This is a genomic window from Streptomyces sp. NPDC052101, from assembly GCF_040680235.1.
GTDB lineage: Bacteria > Actinomycetota > Actinomycetes > Streptomycetales > Streptomycetaceae > Streptomyces.
Genome location: NZ_JBFAWH010000027.1, coordinates 40052 through 56514, shown reverse-complemented (window position 1 = coordinate 56514; position 16463 = coordinate 40052). Strand labels below are relative to the sequence as shown.

The window sequence follows — 16463 nt, the reverse complement described above, 5'->3', positions numbered from 1 at the left end:
ACTCCGCACACCGCCCGTACGCACACACGCCGGACATTCGCCCCGGGAACTTCACCCCCCGGGGTGAATTCGGTATCGGTTCGCTTACAAGCAGCAACCGCACCACCACTCACGCAGTCAGACGGTGCACACCATCGTCACCATCGTCACCGAGTACGCCAACCGCACTCAACGGGGAGCGCATATGCACATCAGGGGCGACCATGCCGAGCTGGTCGTCGGGGGCCGCCTCGACGTTCGCAGCGCGGCGGACGCCCGTACGGCCCTGCACTCGGCCGTCGACGACGGAGTCGGCGATCTGGTGCTCGACCTGTCCGAACTGGACTCCTGGGACGCCACCGGGCTCGGGGTGATCATGGGGGCCCATCGGCGGGCCGGCCGCTGCGGTCGCCGTCTGGTGCTGCGCCGTGTCCCGCCGCAGATGCAGCGCCTGCTGGTGGCCACCCGGCTGCATCGCATCCTCGCCATCGAGGGCGGTATCGGGGTCGAGTCGCTGCCCCGGGCGTGACCCGCCGAACGGCCGTGGCAGCGCGATGGGCCGCGCCGCGGACGCGGTGAACGCGGGCACGGGCACGGTGAACGGAGGGGCGCGGGCGACGGGGGAGAACCGGGCGCAGCCGCCGAAGCGCACGTCGGGGGCAATCCTCACCGGACTGTGACGTCTCGGACCGCACGGCACCCCGCCCTGTCGGAGATACTGAGCGAAGGTTTAGGGTTCGGTCGCCCGCTCCCTCGCAACCCTCGACCGAGCGGGTCCGGACCAGAAGCGACAGCGCGGTGTGCGACAAGGCCGGGAGGGGCCGGAATCACGGGCACACGACGCTTTTGGGGGGCTAGGACCTATGGACCCGATCAACCCGGGACCCGAGGAGTACGGCCAGGCGCAACACCGCCGCCCGCCCCGGGAATCCCTCACCTCCGACTTCGGCCAGAGCGCACCCGCGCTCGCCCGTACGGCGCACCTCGTCGCCGGCGACCTGCTGCTGACCGTCAACCCCGTCGACGGCAGCGAGATAGAGCCCTGCCCGCCGGCCCGGCGGCCGCAAAGCCCACGCAAGCGCACCGCCGCCGAGCGCGCCGAGGCCGAGCGCGCCGCCCGGCCGCCCGTGCCGCCCGGTCCCGCCCAGCCGGCCCTCTCCCTGCTGGAACGCCAGGACGAACGCGAGCGCCTGGTCCGGCTGCTGGCCCGCGGCCGCACCGTCCGGCTCACCGGCCCCGCGGGCTCCGGCCGCACCGCCCTGCTGGACCTCGTCGCCGAGGACTGCCTGGACCTCGCCCCCGACGGCGTGGTCCGGCTCACCGGATTCCACCGCACCACCGCCGACCTCCTGCACGACCTCTTCCACGCCGTCTACGACGCCCCGCAGCACCGCCCCGAACCCGGCGAACTGCGCGCCCGCGTCCGTGAGATCGGCGCGGTCGTCGTGCTGGACGACATCGAGTTCGGCGGCGCCGCCCTCGACGAGCTGCTCGCCGCCACCCCGGAGTGCGCGTTCCTGATCGGTGCCACCCCCGAGGTGTCCGCGCCCTCCGCCGAGTCCGCGGTCGAGGAGGTCTTCCTCGGCGGTCTCGACCGCGCCGCCGGCGTGGAGATCCTGGAGCGGACCGTCGGCCGCGTCCTCACCGAGGAGGAGGCGAACTGGGCCGGCGACCTGTGGTTCGAGTCCGAGGGGCTGCCGCTGCGCTTCGTCCAGGCCGGCGCCCTGCTCCGGCAGCGTGACGAACTGCGGGCCGGCGCCGGGGCGGTGGACGAGTACGGCGTCTTCGAGGACGTACTCCAGCCGGCGGAGCTGTCCCCGGAGTCGGCGGACGAGGTTCCGCTGCCCTCGCTCGGCGAGGCGGCCGCGCCCGCCCCGCTGCTCGCCTCCCGGCTCAGCGCCTCCGCCCGGGCCACCCTGCGCTTCGCCGTGGCCCTCGGCGGTGAGGTGCCGCACCAGGCGCATCTGCCGGCGCTGATCGGTGACACCCACGCCGACGCCGCCCTCGGTGAGCTGACGGCCTGCGGACTGGTCTCCCCGGTCGGCGCCCGCTACCGGCTCGCGGCCGGTGTGCTCACCCAGCTGGAGGCCGCCGGATACGCCGACGACGCCGGGGCCCAGGCGCTGCGCGCCGTCGAGCACTACGCCTGGTGGGCCGGGCATCCGTCGGTCACCGCCGAGCGGGTGTGCGCGGAGGCCGACGCGGTGCTGGCCGCGCTCACCGCGATCGTCCCGCAGACGGCCCCGTCCGCCGAAGGGGAGCCGAGCAGTGCGGTGGGGCTCGCCCGTACGGCCGCGCCCGCCTTCGCCGCAGGGCTGCACTGGAGCGCCTGGGAACGGATCCTGCGCTCGGGTGCGGAGGCCGCCCGGCTCGCCGGCGAGGTGCGTGAACAGGCCTATTTCCACCATGAGTTGGGTGTCCTCGCGCTGTGCGCGGACCAGCTGGACCGGGCCCGTGCCGAGCTGGAGGCGTCCATCGGGCTGCGCGGGGCGCTCGCCGACAAGCGGGGTACCGTCGCCGGGCGCCGTGCCCTCGCGCTGGTCGCCGACCGCTCCGGAGAGCTGCCCGGCATCGCGGCGACGGCGGGGGAGGAGCTGCCGGAGACACGGCACGAGGAGTCGGCGCCGCCGCCGTACGAGCCGCTCGGCGACCCCCTGGTCACACGGCGGCTGCCGGCCGCCCCGGCGCGAGGCGCGGGCCTCGTGCGGCTGGCCCGCCGCAACCTGGTGGCGGTGGGATCCGGGGCGCTGCTCGCCGCCGTGCTCGGTACGGTCGTCACGCTCGGCATGACGTCCAACGAGAACGCGGACAAGAACCCGGCCGGCAAGGTCGACGTCAATCCGTCGGCGAGCCAGGGCACGGACGACGGCAGCCTCGGCGCGGACCCGAAGAAGGACCCGGCGGCGGGCACCAGCTCGGTCCCGACCAGAGTCCACCCGACGAATCCCGGCCCGGACGGCTCCTACGGCACGTCCGACGACCCGAAGCCGTCGCGGCCGAACACGACGCCTTCGGCCGACCCGAGCGACACCGGGAGCACGGGCAGCGGGGGAGACACGTCCCCGACGCCGTCCAAGTCCCATACGACCAGGCCGGGTTCGCCGACGCCGACGAAGACGACCCCCTCGGGCACCCCGACCCCGACCAACACCACCCCCACGTCGACGCCGACGCCGACAGCGACCCCGACCCAGACGGGCACGACCCCGACCACGACGAACACGGCGAGCGGTCCGACCACGCCGCAGGGTTCGGGGAGCGCGTCGCAGTCCGCCGGCTCGGTGATGTGAGCGTCGCCCTTGTTCCGCCGCCCACCGGGACCTTCACCGGGAAGAGTGGGCGGCGGAAGAAGATCTAGAACAGGCGGAGCTTGTCGTCCTCGATGCCGCGGAGGGCGTTGTAGTCGAGGATCTGGCAGTTGATGCCGCGGTCGGTGGCGAGGACGCGGGCCTGGGGCTTGATCTCCTGGGCGGCGAAGACGCCGCGGACCGGCGCGAGATGTGGGTCGCGGTTCAACAGCTCCAGATAGCGCGTGAGTTGCTCCACGCCGTCGATCTCGCCCCGGCGCTTGATCTCGACCGCGACCGTCTGGCCGTCCGCGTCGCGGCACAGGATGTCCACGGGGCCGATGGCCGTCATGTACTCGCGCCGGATGAGCGTGTACCCCTCGCCGAGCGTCTCGATGCGGTCGGCGAGCAGCTCCTGGAGGTGCGCTTCCACGCCGTCCTTGATCAGACCCGGGTCCACGCCGAGTTCGTGCGAGGAGTCATGGAGGATCTCCTCCATGGTGATGATCAGTTTCTCGCCCGTCTTGTTGACGACGGTCCAGACCCCCTCGTCCTCGCCGCTTCCCTCCTTCAGCGTGCAGGGCGGCGACATCCAGTTGAGGGGCTTGTAGGCCCGGTCGTCGGCGTGGATGGAGACGCTGCCGTCCGCCTTGACCAGGATCAGGCGGGGTGCCGAGGGCAGGTGGGCGGTGAGCCGGCCGGCGTAGTCGACCGAGCACCGGGCAATGACGAGACGCATGGTCGGCAACGCTACTCGACGCGCGCCGGTGCACGCGATTCGCCCATCGTGCTCCCTGTGTATCGCCCCAATTGTCCCTGGAAACTCTTGTTCATCCCTGGCCGATTGTGCCCGTAAAGGGACCGTTCCATATACGCATTCTGCTGGTGTGGTCACCGACGGTTGCCTACCGTAGAGAACGGGAGGTCGCCGCATAAGTACTGAGCGTGTTCGATATCGCGAACTTCCCTTATCTGTCCGGCAACCCCTGCTCTTCGGGGGTGCGAGAGGAGAACCCATGTCGCTCGACGTCTCACCGGCCCTACTCGAACAGGCCGAGCGAGGCGAGGTCGACGAAGCAGCATTCGTCGACTGCGTCCGGACCTCCCTGCCCTATGCGTGGGAGATGATCAGCTCCCTGGTGGCCCAGCTGAAGGTCGACGGCGGACCGTTCGCCGACAACCAGACGCCGCCGCCGGACGAGCAGGCACGCGGTCAGCTGCTGCGCGCACTCGCGAGTGACGCCATCCGCGGCGCCCTGCAGCGGCACTTCGGTGTGCGGCTGGCGTTCCAGAACTGCCACCGGGTGGCGGTGTTCCCGCCGGACGCCTCGGCGGACGCGACGCTGGCCCGCTTCACGTCGATGCGCAACCAGCTGCTGAACCAGTCGCCGGAGCTTCGGGACTGCTGACGGGCAAAGCTGGCACGGCGCAGGCAGTGAGCCGCTCGCTTGCCGCTCCACCCGCGGGAGGTGCATGCACCACTGGGGCGGCAAGTCACCAAGGCAGCCGGGGAGTTGCGGGTGCGCTCAGCGCAGCTGGGGCAGCACCTCGGCGCCCAGGCGCCGCAGGTTCTCCTCTGTCGCGGCGAGATCGCCCGAGCCCTCCACGAGGAGGGCGAAACGGGAGATGCCGGTGCGCTCGGAGGTGGCCGCGAGCCGGTCGGCGGCGAGCCGTGGGGTGCCGACCGGGTGCAGGCCGCAGAGCAGTTCGGTGTAGGCGTGCGGGTCGCGCATGGCGCGCGTCCGGCCGTCGACCGTCACATGTGCGTCCAGGCCCTGCTTCAGCCAGCCCGGCATCGCCTTCAGCAGTGTCTCCGCCGCGTCCGTGCGCCGGTCCGCGAGCTGGCACACGCCGGCCGAGACATGGGCGGCACCCGCGATCTCCTCGGCCGGCCGGCCCGCCGCCTGGGCGCAGTGCCGCCACAGGGCGACCATCTCGGCCTTCTCCTCGTCCCCGACGTGCATGCCGAGCAGCATCGGCAGCCCGCGCTCGGCGGCCAGCCGTACGCTCGCCGGGGAGGTGCAGGCGACGACGACCTCGGGTCCCGGGATCTCCGTCAAGGCCTCCGAGGGGCGGGGTACGACCGGCACCTCGCGGAAGCTGAACCGCTCGCCGGAGGCCGACACCCGTGGCTCGCGCAGCCAGCGCAGCAGCAGATCGAGCGACTCCGGGAATCCCTGTTCGTACGCCGCGAGACCCGTGCCGAAGACCTCCAGGTCCACCCAGGGGCCGCCGCGGCCCACGCCCAGCGTGAACCGTCCGCCGGTCGTCAGGTGCAGCAGCGCGGCCTGTTCGCCGAGGGCGACCGGGTGGGCGGTGGGCAGTACGCTGACCGCGGTGCCGACGCGGATGCGGCGGGTGCGGCCGAGCAGTAACGCGGCCAGGGTGACCGCGGACGGGCATGTGCCGTACGGCACGAAGTGGTGCTCGGCCAGCCACACGGCGTCCAGGCCGGCCTCCTCGGCGACCTCCGCCGAGCGGACCGTCCGGTGCAGGGCCTCCCCGGGGCCCTGGCCCGGGAACTGGGCGCCCAGCACAAAACTTCCTACGTACATCGCTTTTCCTGCTTCCTCGGCTCCGACGCGGAGCTCCCCCACCCGGCATAACCGTCTGACACGTGCCCAGGACACGGCCTGGTGGAGAGATTTGCGGATTGTCTGCAGAATGGCCGCTCCCGGAGGGGGACTTGTGTGGGTTGTTCCGTACGTGTACCCCACTCGGCGGCGCGTAGGCTGGAAGCAGCCGTGCTTCCTGTATAGCCCCGAGAGGTGTCCCGTGTCCCCGCGTCGCAACCGACCGAAGGCAGCCGGATCGTCGGGCCGGAGCGCCGAGGACGACCCGGCCGGCCGGTACGGCGGCTGGCAGTCGACCGAGAGCTGGCAGGGCGAGGAGTGGAGCGTGCGCCATGTCGCCGGGGCGAGCGCGGAGGGCAAGACGTACCGCTGCCCGGGCTGCGACCAGCTGATCTCCTCCGGTGTCCCGCACGTGGTGGCCTGGCCCGAGCACGCGGGCGTGGACGACCGCCGGCACTGGCACAAGGCGTGCTGGAACGCGAAGGACCGCCGCACCACGCGGGTGCGGCGGTCCCGTAACGCACCGAGGTTCTAGTGCCCCTGTCGGGGCACCAGGGCTACACGTCCCGCTTCTGCAGCAGCGCGTAGGCGCCGGCGAACGCGGCCGCCGACAGGCCCAGCATGATCCACAGCGGGTCCCAGCCCGTGGGGCCGGAGCGGCTCAGGGAGTTGTCGTAGAAGCAGCTCATCTGGCTCGGGATGGAGTACTCCAGCAGCCACTGGCGGACCTTGGACAGCGAATCCGAGGCCATGAACAGCGCGATCACCAGCGGGGCCAGCACCGCGCCGATCATGATGGTGATGGCGCCCGCGGAGTGCCGGATGACCGAGCCGATGAGCAGCGAGAACAGCCCGAGTAGCGCGATGTAGAGGCTGATGCCGACGGTCGCCTTCAGCCAGTCGCCGCCGGAGGGGGTGCGGGCGTCGCCGACCCCTTCGAGCATGGACGCGTGGATCATCGCCATGAGGCCGGACGTGACCAGGGTGACGACGAAGGCGACGGCGAAGAACACGATCGCCTTCGCGGCGAGCACCCGGGCCCGGCTCGGGCACGCGGTCATCGTCGTACGGATCATGCCGGTTCCGTACTCCGAGGCTGTCGTCAGCACGCCGAGCGTGATGATGCACATGCTGCCGAGGAGCAGGCCGAAGAACCCGAACTGGAGCGGGCTCTGGTCCGACAGGCTCTCCGACCCGGAGTGGGCGCTGACCACCGAGCCGGTCAGCAGGCCTATGCCGAGCACCAGGACGATGAACACGCCGAGCGTCCACATCGTCGACCGCACCGACTTGATCTTCGTCCACTCGGAGGCCAGCGCATGCCCGAGGTGGGTGCGCACGACCGGGATCGGCGAGGTGTAACCGGGGTACGCCCCGCCGGGCGCCGCCTGCCAGGCGGGCGCTGCAGGGGCCTGCGGCATCGGGGGCTGCTGGGTGCTCATCGGGCGTCCTCGGGCTTGGTCAGGTCGGCGGGGGCAGGGGCCGCGGGCGCGGCGGCGGGCGCCTGCTGCGGCGCGGGCGGGGCCGGGGCCACGGGGGCGGCCTGCGGTGCCTGCGGGACCACGGCGGCCGGGGCGGCCTGCGGCGCCTGCGGGGCCTGGGCGGCGGGGGCCGACGGCTGGCCCTGCGGGGCCTGGGGTGCCGCGGGGGCCTGCGGGATCTGCTGGGCCTGCTGGGCGTACGGGTTGGGGGCGCCGGCGGCCGGGGCACCGGGAGCGCCGTAGCCGCCGCCCTGGGCGCCGCCGTACGGTCCCGCGGGCGTCCCGGGGCCCTGGGCCGGCATCGCGAACGGCTGACCGCCCTGCTGGGGCGACGGCGGGGCGTACCAGCCGGGCTGGCCCTGGCCCGGCACCGGCATGGGCGGCTGGGCGCCGGGCGGCAGCTGCTGCTGCAGGCCCGCCTTCTGGTCGATGGTCGAGCGGTAGTCCACCGCGCCCTGCGTCATCCGCATGTACGCCTCCTCCAGCGAGGCCTGGTGCGGCGACAGCTCCCACAGCCGCACGCCCGCCTCGTGCGCGACGTCGCTGATCCGGGGCAGCGGCAGCCCGGTCACCCGCAGCGCGCCGTCCTGCTCCGGCAGCACATGGCCGCCCGCCTCGGCGAGCGCGCCGCTCAGCTTCTCGCGCAGCTGCGGATCGGTGTCGGGGGTGCGCACCCGCGCGAAGTCGGCGGAGTTGGCCGAGATGAAGTCCTTCACGCTCATGTCGGCGAGCAGCTGACCGCGCCCGATGACGATGAGGTGGTCGGCGGTCAGCGCCATCTCGCTCATCAGGTGCGAGGAGACGAAGACCGTACGGCCCTCGGCGGCGAGTGCCTTCATCAGGTTGCGGACCCAGAGGATGCCCTCGGGGTCGAGGCCGTTGACCGGCTCGTCGAACAGCAGCACCTGCGGGTCGCCGAGCAGCGCGGCGGCGATGCCGAGGCGCTGGCCCATGCCGAGCGAGAAGCCCTTGGATCGTTTCTTCGCGACCTCCTGCAGGCCGACGACCCCGAGCACCTCGTCCACGCGCCGGGCCGGGATGCCCGACAGCTGGGCGAGGCTCAGCAGGTGGTTGCGGGCACTGCGGCCGCCGTGCACGGCCTTGGCGTCGAGCAGCGCGCCGACCTGGCGGGGGGCGTTGGGCAGCTTGCGGTACGGGTAGCCGCCGATCGTCACCGCCCCGGACGTCGGGTTGTCCAGCCCGAGGATCATCCGCATCGTCGTCGACTTGCCCGAGCCGTTCGGCCCGAGGAAGCCGGTGACGGCCCCGGGCCGCACCTGGAAGGAAAGGTTGTACACGGCGGTCTTGTCGCCGTACCGCTTGGTCAGGCCGACAGCCTCGATCATGCTCCGCACCCATCGAAAGGATCAGGACAGCGGGGCGCACGCCCCCGTAAGGGTTAGGAGGATATCGAGGCGCTGACGGTTCCGCCCAAAAGCAAGTAAAGTCAGAGCGCTACGCTGCGTGATGATCGGCTCTACTGGGCGTCCCTGCGCTGGAGCAGGACGTACCCCCCGAGCAGCGCTACCAGCACCCACAGCACCATGATCCCGAGTCCGCCCCAGGACCCGTACGGGGTGTCGTCGCCGAATCTCGGCACGACCCGCATGATCCGGCTGCCCGCCTGGTCCGGCAGGAACCGGCCGATCTTCTTCGTCGCGTCGACGTTGCCGAGAATGCTGGAGATCAGGAAGAAGAACGGCATCAGGATGCCGAGCGACAGCATCGGCGAGCGCAGCATCGCGGCGACGCCCATGGAGAACACTGCGATCAGCGTCATGTACAGCCCGCCGCCGAGCACCGCGCGCAGCACACCGGGATCGTCGATGTACGCCCGGTGCGGGCCGAGCATCGCCTGCCCGAGGAAGAACGCGGCGAAGCTCGTGCACATGCCGACCGCCAGCGCCAGCGCGGCGGCCACCGCGATCTTGCTGAACAGAAAGGTGGCGCGCCGCGGCACGGCGGCCAGCGAGGCCCGGATCATGCCGGTGCTGTACTCGTTGGAGACGACCAGCACCCCGAACACGATCATGGCGAGCTGGCCGAGGCTCATGCCCGCGAAGGACACATAGGTCGGATCGAACGACAGCCGGTCCCGAACCGGCAACGAGTCGAACTGGTTCCGCGACAGCCCGGAGATGAGCATCCCGAGCGCGATGGTGACGACCACGGCCAGCGACAGCGTCCACACCGTGGACGCCACCGACCGGATCTTGGTCCATTCGGACCGGATGACCTGAACGGCCGTCATCCTTCAGGCCCCTTCCAGTCGGCGCCCCGGTCCCACGGGGCGGGTCCGGGTCCGGCATGCGCGTGGTACTCCACCGTCTCCGCTGTCAGCTGCATGAACGCCTCCTCCAGCGAGGCCTGCTGCGGGCTCAGCTCATGCAGCACGATCCCGTGCCGCGCCGCCAGCTCGCCGATCCGCTCGGCCTTGCCGCCCTCCACCTCCAGCGTGCCGCCGCCCGCCTCCACGACGGTGACCCCGGCCTCGTGCAGCGCGTCGAGCAGCCGCTCGCGCTGCGGGGAGCGGATCCGCACGTACGACCGCGAGTTCTGCCGGATGAAGTCGGGCATGGAGGTGTCCGCGAGCAGCCGTCCCTGCCCGATGACCACCAGATGATCGGCGGTCAGGGCCATCTCGCTCATCAGATGGCTGGACACGAACACCGTCCGCCCCTGCGCGGCCAGCGATTTCATCAGATTCCGGATCCAGTGGATGCCCTCCGGGTCGAGCCCGTTCACCGGCTCGTCGAACATCAGGATCCGCGGGTCCCCGAGCAGCGCCGCGGCGATCCCGAGCCGCTGCCCCATGCCGTACGAGAACCCCTTGGCCTTCTTCCTCGCCACGGCGGTGAGCCCCACGGTGTCCAGCACCTCGCCGACCCGCCGTTTCGGGATCCCGTTGCTCTGCGCGAGACACAGCAGGTGGTTGTAGGCGCTCCGCCCGCCGTGCACGGCCTTGGCGTCCAGCAGCGCACCGAGGTACGTCAGTGGGTCCTTCAGCTGCGGATAGTGCAGGCCGTCGATACGGACGTCGCCCGCGGTGGGGTGATCGAGCCCCAGGATCATCCGCATGGTGGTGGACTTCCCGGCCCCGTTCGGCCCGAGGAAGCCGGTGACGATGCCCGGGCGCACGGCGAACGTCAGATGGTTGACCGCCACCTTCTCGCCGTACCGCTTGGTCAGCCCCACCAGCTCGATCATGCGGCCACGCTAGGACGAGAAAGAGCCCCCTGCCACTTGACGGCAAGGGGGCTTCAAGCGCCCCGAGGGGCACGGGGAACTGCGCGACCAGCCACAACGGACCCGCAGCTCCCCTACGACCTGTTGGTCACCGGGTCTGCTGCGCCGGGACACCCCGAGAGATGGGCTCGTCGTCGGTCGTCGTTCCGGCGGCAGCCACCGCGGCGCCGGTCAGCGTGGCGAGCATCTCGCGGACGTTCGTCAGCTGGGCGTTGATGCTGTCGCGGCGGTTGGTGAGCGCCGCCAGCTCGCGCTCGGATTCCGAGCGGATGCGGTCGGCCTTGGCGTTGGCGTCGGCCACGATGTCCTCGGCCTGGCGCTGGGCCGTCTCCACCGTCTGGCGGGCGCGGCGCTCGGCATCCGTGCGCAGCTTCTCCGCCTCCAGGCGGAGCTGCTCGGCGCGGTGCTCGATCTCCGCGAGTCGCTTCTCGGCCTTCTGCTGACGCGAGGCCAGGTCACGCTCGGACTGCTCGCGGCGCTTGGCGAGGTTCGTCTCGAAGTCGGCGGCGGCCTGCGCGGCCTTGGCGCGGGTCTCCTCGAAGAGGGCGTCCGCCTCCTCGCGCTTGGACTGTGCGTCCTTCTGCGCCTCGGCGCGCAGCCCGGCGGAGTCGGCCTTCGCCTTCTCGACGATCCGGACGCCCTCGTCCTCGGCCTTGGCCTTGCGCTCGGCGGCGTACGCCTCGGCGTCGTTGCGGACCTGCTGGGCCGACGACTCGGCGAGGTCACGGTGCTGTTCGGCCGCCCGCCGAGCCTCCTCACGCAGCTCCTTGGCCTCTTCCTCGGCCAGGCGCAGGATCTTCTCGACCCGCGCGCCGAGACCCGCGTACGACGGCTCGGCGTCGGCGACCTGGGCCTGGGCGTTCTGCGTTTCGAGGTGCAGCTCCTCGATGCGCTTCTCCAGGGCGGTGATGCGGGAGAGAGCGCTGTCACGGTCGGAGACGAGCTTGGAGATACGTTCGTCCACCTGAGCGCGGTCGTACCCACGCCGCACTAGCTCGAAGCCGTAGGGGGAAGTGTCGCTCATGGGGTTCCTGTCGAATGAGACCGGTGAGGTGATAGGGGGAATCCTAGGGGCCGAAGCGGTGTGTCATCGAGCGGATACGTGTTTGATCTGGAGAATGACACCTCTTTCGGGTGGCTGACCGTCAGAGAGCTTGCCAAAAGACTCGGGCAAAGCCCCCAGAAGACACCGGAACGTGCCTCCTACGCTAGCCCTCTGACGACTTGCCACCCGAACGGGGGGCTCCCACCGTCGCTCCGGCCTTGACTCCGCCCTCCTTGCCGGACGCCGGGGCCTCGAAGGACTCCAACGCTTCCAGGACGTCTTGGACACGGGAGATCTCGGCGTTGATGTCCTCGCGCCGGCGCACCAGGATCTCCAGCTCGCGCTTGCCCTCCTCGACCGTGCGCCGGGCCTCGCGGATCGCCTCGGCCTTCAGCTCCTCGGCCTCCCTGACGAGGCTGGCCTTCTTCAGCTCGGCCTCCTTGAGCAGCCCCTCCGCCTTCTTGACGGCGGCGATGCGCACCTTGCCCGCCTCGGAGTTCGCCTCCGACACCAGCTCCTTGGCCTTCGCGTCCGCCTTCTCCAGCTGCTCCTCGGCGGCCTTGATGAGCGCGTCGCAGCGGTCGCCGGTGGACTTCATGGTCTCGGCGGCCTCGCGGCGGGCCCGCTCGTGCAGCTCCTCGACCTCGGTGGTGATGCGCTCGCGCAGCTCCTCCGCGCGCTCCCGGATCGCGGTCGCGTCCCGGCGGGTGCCGACCAGCAGCTCGTCGGCGTCCGTACGGGCCTTCTCCACCAGGGAATTGCCCTCGACGGTCGCCTCGGAGACGATCCGCTCGGCCTCGCTGCGGGCCGCGCCGACCATCGTGTCGGCCTGCGACTCGGCGTCCGCGGTGGTCTTCAGCGCCTGCTGCCGCGCCTCGCCGAGCAGCTTGTCCGCCTCGGCCGTGGTCTCGGTGATGAGCGTGTCGACCTGCTCGGCCGCCTCCGAACGCCGCTTGTTGGCGTCCTTGCGGGCCTCGTCCAGGGTCCGCTCGGCCTCCTCACGCGCGGAGTTGACGAGCCGTTCGGCCGCGTCCTGCGCGTCCGCCTTGAGCTGTTCGGCCTCCGCCCGCGCCCGCTCGGCGTGCTGCTGGGCCGAGCCCACCGTCTCGGCGGCCTCGGCGCGCAGCCGCTCCGCCTCGCCGGTGGCGTCCCCGACCAGCTGCTCGGCGGCCGCCAGCGCCTCCGCGCGCACCCGGTCCGCCTCGGCCACGGAGTCGGTGCGCACCCGCTCGGCCTCGGCGACGGTCTCCGTCTGCAGCCGCTCGGCCTCGGCCAGCGCCTCCGTACGCACCCGGTCGGCCTCCGCGACCGTCTCGGTCGTGAGCCGCTCGGCCTCGTTACGGGCCTCGGTGATCAGGGTGTCGGCCTGCGTCGCCGCGTCCGAGCGGATGCGGTTGGCGTCCTCGCGGGCATCGGCACGGGTGCGGGCCGCCGCCTGGTCGGCCTCGGCCAGCGCGTCCGAGGCCTCCGTACGCACCCGCTGCGCGTACTCGGACGTGTCCGCGCGCAGCCGCTCGGCCTCCGCGATCGCCTCCGTGACCGTGCGCTCGGCCAGCGCCTTGGCGGCCTCCGCCTCCTCGTTCGCCCCGCGGCGGACCCGGCTCGCGTCCTCGCTCGCCCGCTCCCGCTCGGCGTAGGCGTCGGCGCGGACCCGGTCCGCCTCCCCCTCGGCCTCCCGCCGCGTACGGTCCGCGGCGTGCTCGGCGGCCGAACGCAGCCCGGTGATCTCCTCCTGCGCCTGCTCGTGCAGCCCGGCGACGGAGTCCCGTACCTGCTGGGCGTGCAGCTCGGCGGCGGACACCATCTCGGTGGCGCGCCGGTCGGCCTCCTCGACCAGCCGGGTCGCCTCGGCCTGTGCCTCCTCCACCCGCTTGCGGGCGGAGGCCAGCAGCTCCTCGCTCTGCTCGCGGGCCCGCTCGCGCTCCTGGTCGGCCTCGGCCCGCGCGCCGCCGAGGGTCTCCTCGGCCTCGCGGCGGCGCCGGGCGGCCTCCTCCTGGGCGGCGGCCAGCGTCTCGGACGCCTCCGTACCGAGCCGCTCGGCGGCGGCCTGCGCCTCCGCGCGCACCCGGTCGGCGGTCTCCTGCGCCTCGGTGCGCAGCCGCTCGGCCTCGGCGGCGGCCTCACCGCGCAGTCGTACGGCGACGGCCTCGCCCTCGGCGCGGGAGGCGGACGCGTCGGACGCGGCCTCGGTGCGCAGCCGTTCGGCCTCGGCCTCGGCCTGCTCCTGCAGGGTGCGGATCCGATCCGCCGCCTCGGCGCGCAGCCGCTCGGTCTCCTCGCCGGCCTCGCGGCGGATCCGGGCGGCGTCCTCGCGGGCGTCGGTCAGCGCCTGCTCGGCCGACGCGAGCCGCTCCTGCGCCTCGGTCTGCAGCCGCGTCAGCTCCTCGGCGGCCTCGGTGCGGCGGGCCTCGACGCCGCGCTCGGTCTCCTCGCGCAGCTCGCGCGCGGCGCTCTCGGCGTCCGTACGGACCGTCTCGGCCTGCTCGTCGGCCTCGGCGCGCAGCCGCTCGGCCTCCTTGCGGGCCCGGTCCAGGGTCTCCTCGGCCTGCCGGCGCAGCGCCGTGGCCCGCTCGATGGCCTCGGTGCGGACCTTCTCGCTGTCGGTAGTCGCGGTCTGCCGCAGCTCGTCGGCGTCCGCCTTGGCCTTGGCCAGCAGTTCCTCGGCGGACCTGGCCGCCTCCTCGATCTGCGCGACCGCCTCCCGGCGGGCCTCCGCGCGGATCGACTCGCCCTCGGCGACCGCGTCGGCGCGCAGCTGCTCGGCCTCGCCGCGCAGCCGGCGGGCCTCCTCCTGCAGCTCGACCGTCTTGGCGCGGTACTCCTTGGTGTCGTCCTTCGCCGCGCCCTTGAGCTGCTCGGCGATGTCGTGCGCCTCGGCGCGCAGCCGGTCCGCCTCGGCCTCGGCCTCGGTGCGGATCCGCTCGGCCTCCTCGGCGGCCGCCTTGGTGGTGCTCCTGGCTTCCTCCGCCGCCTTGTTCAGGACGTCCTCGGCGGTCTTGGCGGCCTTGGAGAGCTGGGTCGCGCTCTCCTCGGCGGTGACCGTACGGGCCTTCTCGGCGGCCTCCGCGAGGATCTTCTCGGCCTCGGCGCGCGCGTCCCCGACGAGCTGCTCGGCCTCGGACCGGGTGGTCTCGGCCTCCTTGGTGGCCTCCTCGACCAGCCGGGCGACCTGCTCCTTCGCCGTACGCGTCCGTGCCTCGCCCGCGGCCTCGGCGCTCGCCAGCCGCTTGGCGGCGGTCTGCTCGGCCTCCGTGACCACCTTCTCGGCCTCGGCCTGCGCCTTGCGCAGCGCCTCCTCGGCCGCCGTCATCCGCTCCTCGGCGGCCCGGCTCAGCTCGGCGGCCTGCCGGCGGGCCGTGTCCGACTCGCTGGCCGTGGTGGTGCGCAGCTGCTCGGCGTGGTCGGTGGCCTCCTGGGCCTGTGTGGAGGCGGCGTTCAGCAGGCGCTCGGCGTCCGTGCGGGCGCGGCGCAGGAGCTGCTCGGCCTCGGCGCGGGCCGTCTCGGCGTCGTTCTGCAGCCGCTCGCGGGCCTCCCGGACCAGCCGCTCGGCCTCCGCGCGGGCGGTGGCCATCGCCTGGTCGGCCTCGGCGCGGGACTCGTCGAGGAGGCGGCGGGCCTGCTGCTCGGTGCGGGCGCGCAGCTGCTCCGCCCAGGCCACGTTCTCGTTGACGTGCGACTCGACGGTGGTGCGGCGCTCGGCCAGCTCCTGGTCGAGCTGCTGGCGCCGGGTCACCGCCTCCTGGTGCAGCTCGGCCTGGAGCCGGGCGGCCTGCTCGGCGTGCTCCTGCAGGATCCGCTGGGTCTGCGCCCGGACCTGGCTCAGCTCCCGCTCGGCGTCCTGGCGCAGCTGGTCGGCCTGCATCTGGGCATTGCGGAGCAACTGCTCGGCCTGATAGCCGATGTCACCGCCGTCGAAGGCGGGCCGGGTCATGAGGGTGCGGCGCGCCTCGTGAAGCTTGGCGCGCAGCACCTCGACCTGGTAGCCGAGGTCCTCGGCGTGCTGGATCGCCTTCTCCCGCTCGGTCCTCAGCCGTTTCATCTCGGCCTCGAACCGAGAGAGGTGGTCGACGTCAGCCGCCGGCTCTCGCTCCTGGCTCTCGTAGCCCCGCACTGCGCGGTCCCATCCGTCCCCTGGTCAGCTTCTCCAACGAGCTCCGTCCATCCGCCGAACGGGGCCCCCGGGGAATGGTGTCAGATCAACGGCGGAGCACGGGCTGCTGCCCCGACGCTCGTCCCCCGAAACCCGGACCCCGGAACGGCCGTCCCCCATTTTCAGGGACGACCGCCCCCAACCCTACCGGCCCTTATGTACGGGGGTCAGTGCTCGGGCGACTCAACAGGGGCCGAAGTGACCAGTTCTGTCAGGACTCCATGGCAGTCCTTCGGGTGCAGGAAGGTGATCCGCGACCCCATCGAACCGCGCCGCGGCTCCTCGTACAGCACGCGTACGCCCTTGCCGCGGATCTCCTCGGAGTCCCCGTCCACGTCCGCCGTACCGAAGGCGATGTGGTGGACGCCCTCCCCGTTCTTCGCGAGCCACTTGCCGACCGCGGAGTCCTCGCGGGTCGGCTCCAGCAGCTGGAGGTAGGAGGCGCCGCCGTCCGAGGTCCCGTTGATCCTGAGCATGGCCTCGCGCACGCCCTGCTCCTCGTTGACCTCGGTGTGGAACACCTCGAAGCCGTACGTGGCCCGGTAGAACTCGACGGTCGTGTCGAGGTCGTGGCAGGCGATCCCGATGTGGTCGATTCGCGTCAGCATGGACTCAGTGCAGCGCGCCGAGGGTGGTTACGCAACGTGCGCGCGATCACACCTACGGCCCGATGACGGCACGGAGTGCCATCAGTACATTCGA

Annotated in this window: 13 protein-coding genes; 4 read left to right on the top strand and 9 right to left on the bottom strand. The window is 72.4% G+C overall.

Features of this window, described 5'->3' with window-relative positions; genetic code table 11:
- Positions 1 to 184 precede the first annotated feature (184 nt).
- On the top strand, positions 185 to 508 hold the full coding sequence (locus AB0L75_RS34000) for an STAS domain-containing protein (RefSeq protein WP_365189045.1): 324 nt from the start codon (positions 185 to 187) through the stop codon (positions 506 to 508).
- 334 nt (positions 509 to 842) lie between these two features.
- Positions 843 to 3269, top strand: a complete 2427-nt coding sequence (locus tag AB0L75_RS33995; RefSeq protein ID WP_365188921.1) for an ATP-binding protein — start codon at positions 843 to 845, stop codon at positions 3267 to 3269.
- A 64-nt stretch (positions 3270 to 3333) separates the two neighbouring features.
- On the opposite strand, the gene nucS is transcribed toward AB0L75_RS33995, so the two are convergent.
- Positions 3334 to 4005 carry an endonuclease NucS gene (gene nucS / locus AB0L75_RS33990; RefSeq protein ID WP_365188918.1) on the bottom strand — a complete coding sequence of 224 codons (672 nt, stop codon included), beginning with the start codon at positions 4003 to 4005 and terminating at the stop codon, positions 3334 to 3336.
- 277 nt (positions 4006 to 4282) lie between these two features.
- Here nucS and AB0L75_RS33985 point away from each other — a divergent pair, with 277 nt between their 5' ends.
- Positions 4283 to 4675, top strand: coding sequence for an SCO5389 family protein (locus AB0L75_RS33985; RefSeq protein ID WP_365188916.1), 393 nt, complete (start codon positions 4283 to 4285; stop codon positions 4673 to 4675).
- 117 nt (positions 4676 to 4792) lie between these two features.
- On the opposite strand, the gene AB0L75_RS33980 is transcribed toward AB0L75_RS33985, so the two are convergent.
- A complete protein-coding gene (locus AB0L75_RS33980) occupies positions 4793 to 5821 on the bottom strand; it encodes an LLM class flavin-dependent oxidoreductase (protein ID WP_365188914.1) in 1029 nt (342 codons plus the stop codon).
- A gap of 220 nt (positions 5822 to 6041) precedes the next feature.
- Here AB0L75_RS33980 and AB0L75_RS33975 point away from each other — a divergent pair, with 220 nt between their 5' ends.
- Positions 6042 to 6374 carry an ATP/GTP-binding protein gene (locus tag AB0L75_RS33975; protein WP_365188911.1) on the top strand — a complete coding sequence of 111 codons (333 nt, stop codon included), beginning with the start codon at positions 6042 to 6044 and terminating at the stop codon, positions 6372 to 6374.
- A 22-nt stretch (positions 6375 to 6396) separates the two neighbouring features.
- Here the strand turns inward: AB0L75_RS33975 and AB0L75_RS33970 are convergent, their stop codons facing one another.
- The 7 genes from AB0L75_RS33970 to mce all read right to left on the bottom strand — a co-directional run bounded on the left by AB0L75_RS33970 (position 6397) and on the right by mce (position 16369).
- Positions 6397 to 7281 carry an ABC transporter permease subunit gene (locus AB0L75_RS33970; protein WP_365188910.1) on the bottom strand — a complete coding sequence of 295 codons (885 nt, stop codon included), beginning with the start codon at positions 7279 to 7281 and terminating at the stop codon, positions 6397 to 6399.
- The gene (locus AB0L75_RS33965; RefSeq protein WP_365188908.1) at positions 7278 to 8666 is read right to left on the bottom strand and encodes an ABC transporter ATP-binding protein; all 1389 of its coding nucleotides are present in this window, start codon (positions 8664 to 8666) and stop codon (positions 7278 to 7280) included. Before AB0L75_RS33965 ends, AB0L75_RS33970 begins: the two co-directional genes overlap by 4 nt.
- A 131-nt stretch (positions 8667 to 8797) precedes the next feature.
- On the bottom strand, positions 8798 to 9571 hold the full coding sequence (locus tag AB0L75_RS33960; RefSeq protein WP_365188906.1) for an ABC transporter permease: 774 nt from the start codon (positions 9569 to 9571) through the stop codon (positions 8798 to 8800).
- Positions 9568 to 10527, bottom strand: a complete 960-nt coding sequence (locus AB0L75_RS33955; RefSeq protein ID WP_365188903.1) for an ATP-binding cassette domain-containing protein — start codon at positions 10525 to 10527, stop codon at positions 9568 to 9570. The genes AB0L75_RS33960 and AB0L75_RS33955 overlap by 4 nt, the downstream gene beginning before the upstream one ends.
- 127 nt (positions 10528 to 10654) lie before the next feature.
- Positions 10655 to 11590 carry a cellulose-binding protein gene (locus tag AB0L75_RS33950; protein WP_365188901.1) on the bottom strand — a complete coding sequence of 312 codons (936 nt, stop codon included), beginning with the start codon at positions 11588 to 11590 and terminating at the stop codon, positions 10655 to 10657.
- A gap of 184 nt (positions 11591 to 11774) precedes the next feature.
- Positions 11775 to 15722, bottom strand: a complete 3948-nt coding sequence (gene scy / locus AB0L75_RS33945; RefSeq protein ID WP_365188898.1) for a polarized growth protein Scy — start codon at positions 15720 to 15722, stop codon at positions 11775 to 11777.
- Positions 15723 to 15928: 206 nt separating this feature from the next.
- Positions 15929 to 16369 carry a methylmalonyl-CoA epimerase gene (mce, locus tag AB0L75_RS33940; RefSeq protein WP_365188896.1) on the bottom strand — a complete coding sequence of 147 codons (441 nt, stop codon included), beginning with the start codon at positions 16367 to 16369 and terminating at the stop codon, positions 15929 to 15931.
- Between the last annotated feature and the right edge of the window lie 94 nt (positions 16370 to 16463).

What these genes read in the sequence shown, in the direction of transcription:
- AB0L75_RS33950 (WP_365188901.1), bottom strand. Translation starts at nt 11,590, where the DNA reads ATGAGCGACACTTCCCCCTACGGCTTCGAGCTAGTGCGGCGTGGGTAC.
- AB0L75_RS33965 (WP_365188908.1), bottom strand. Translation starts at nt 8,666, where the DNA reads ATGATCGAGGCTGTCGGCCTGACCAAGCGGTACGGCGACAAGACCGCC.
- mce (WP_365188896.1), bottom strand. Translation starts at nt 16,369, where the DNA reads ATGCTGACGCGAATCGACCACATCGGGATCGCCTGCCACGACCTCGAC.
- AB0L75_RS33970 (WP_365188910.1), bottom strand. Translation starts at nt 7,281, where the DNA reads ATGAGCACCCAGCAGCCCCCGATGCCGCAGGCCCCTGCAGCGCCCGCC.
- AB0L75_RS34000 (WP_365189045.1), top strand. Translation starts at nt 185, where the DNA reads ATGCACATCAGGGGCGACCATGCCGAGCTGGTCGTCGGGGGCCGCCTC.
- AB0L75_RS33995 (WP_365188921.1), top strand. Translation starts at nt 843, where the DNA reads ATGGACCCGATCAACCCGGGACCCGAGGAGTACGGCCAGGCGCAACAC.
- AB0L75_RS33960 (WP_365188906.1), bottom strand. Translation starts at nt 9,571, where the DNA reads ATGACGGCCGTTCAGGTCATCCGGTCCGAATGGACCAAGATCCGGTCG.
- AB0L75_RS33980 (WP_365188914.1), bottom strand. Translation starts at nt 5,821, where the DNA reads ATGTACGTAGGAAGTTTTGTGCTGGGCGCCCAGTTCCCGGGCCAGGGC.
- nucS (WP_365188918.1), bottom strand. Translation starts at nt 4,005, where the DNA reads ATGCGTCTCGTCATTGCCCGGTGCTCGGTCGACTACGCCGGCCGGCTC.
- AB0L75_RS33985 (WP_365188916.1), top strand. Translation starts at nt 4,283, where the DNA reads ATGTCGCTCGACGTCTCACCGGCCCTACTCGAACAGGCCGAGCGAGGC.
- AB0L75_RS33955 (WP_365188903.1), bottom strand. Translation starts at nt 10,527, where the DNA reads ATGATCGAGCTGGTGGGGCTGACCAAGCGGTACGGCGAGAAGGTGGCG.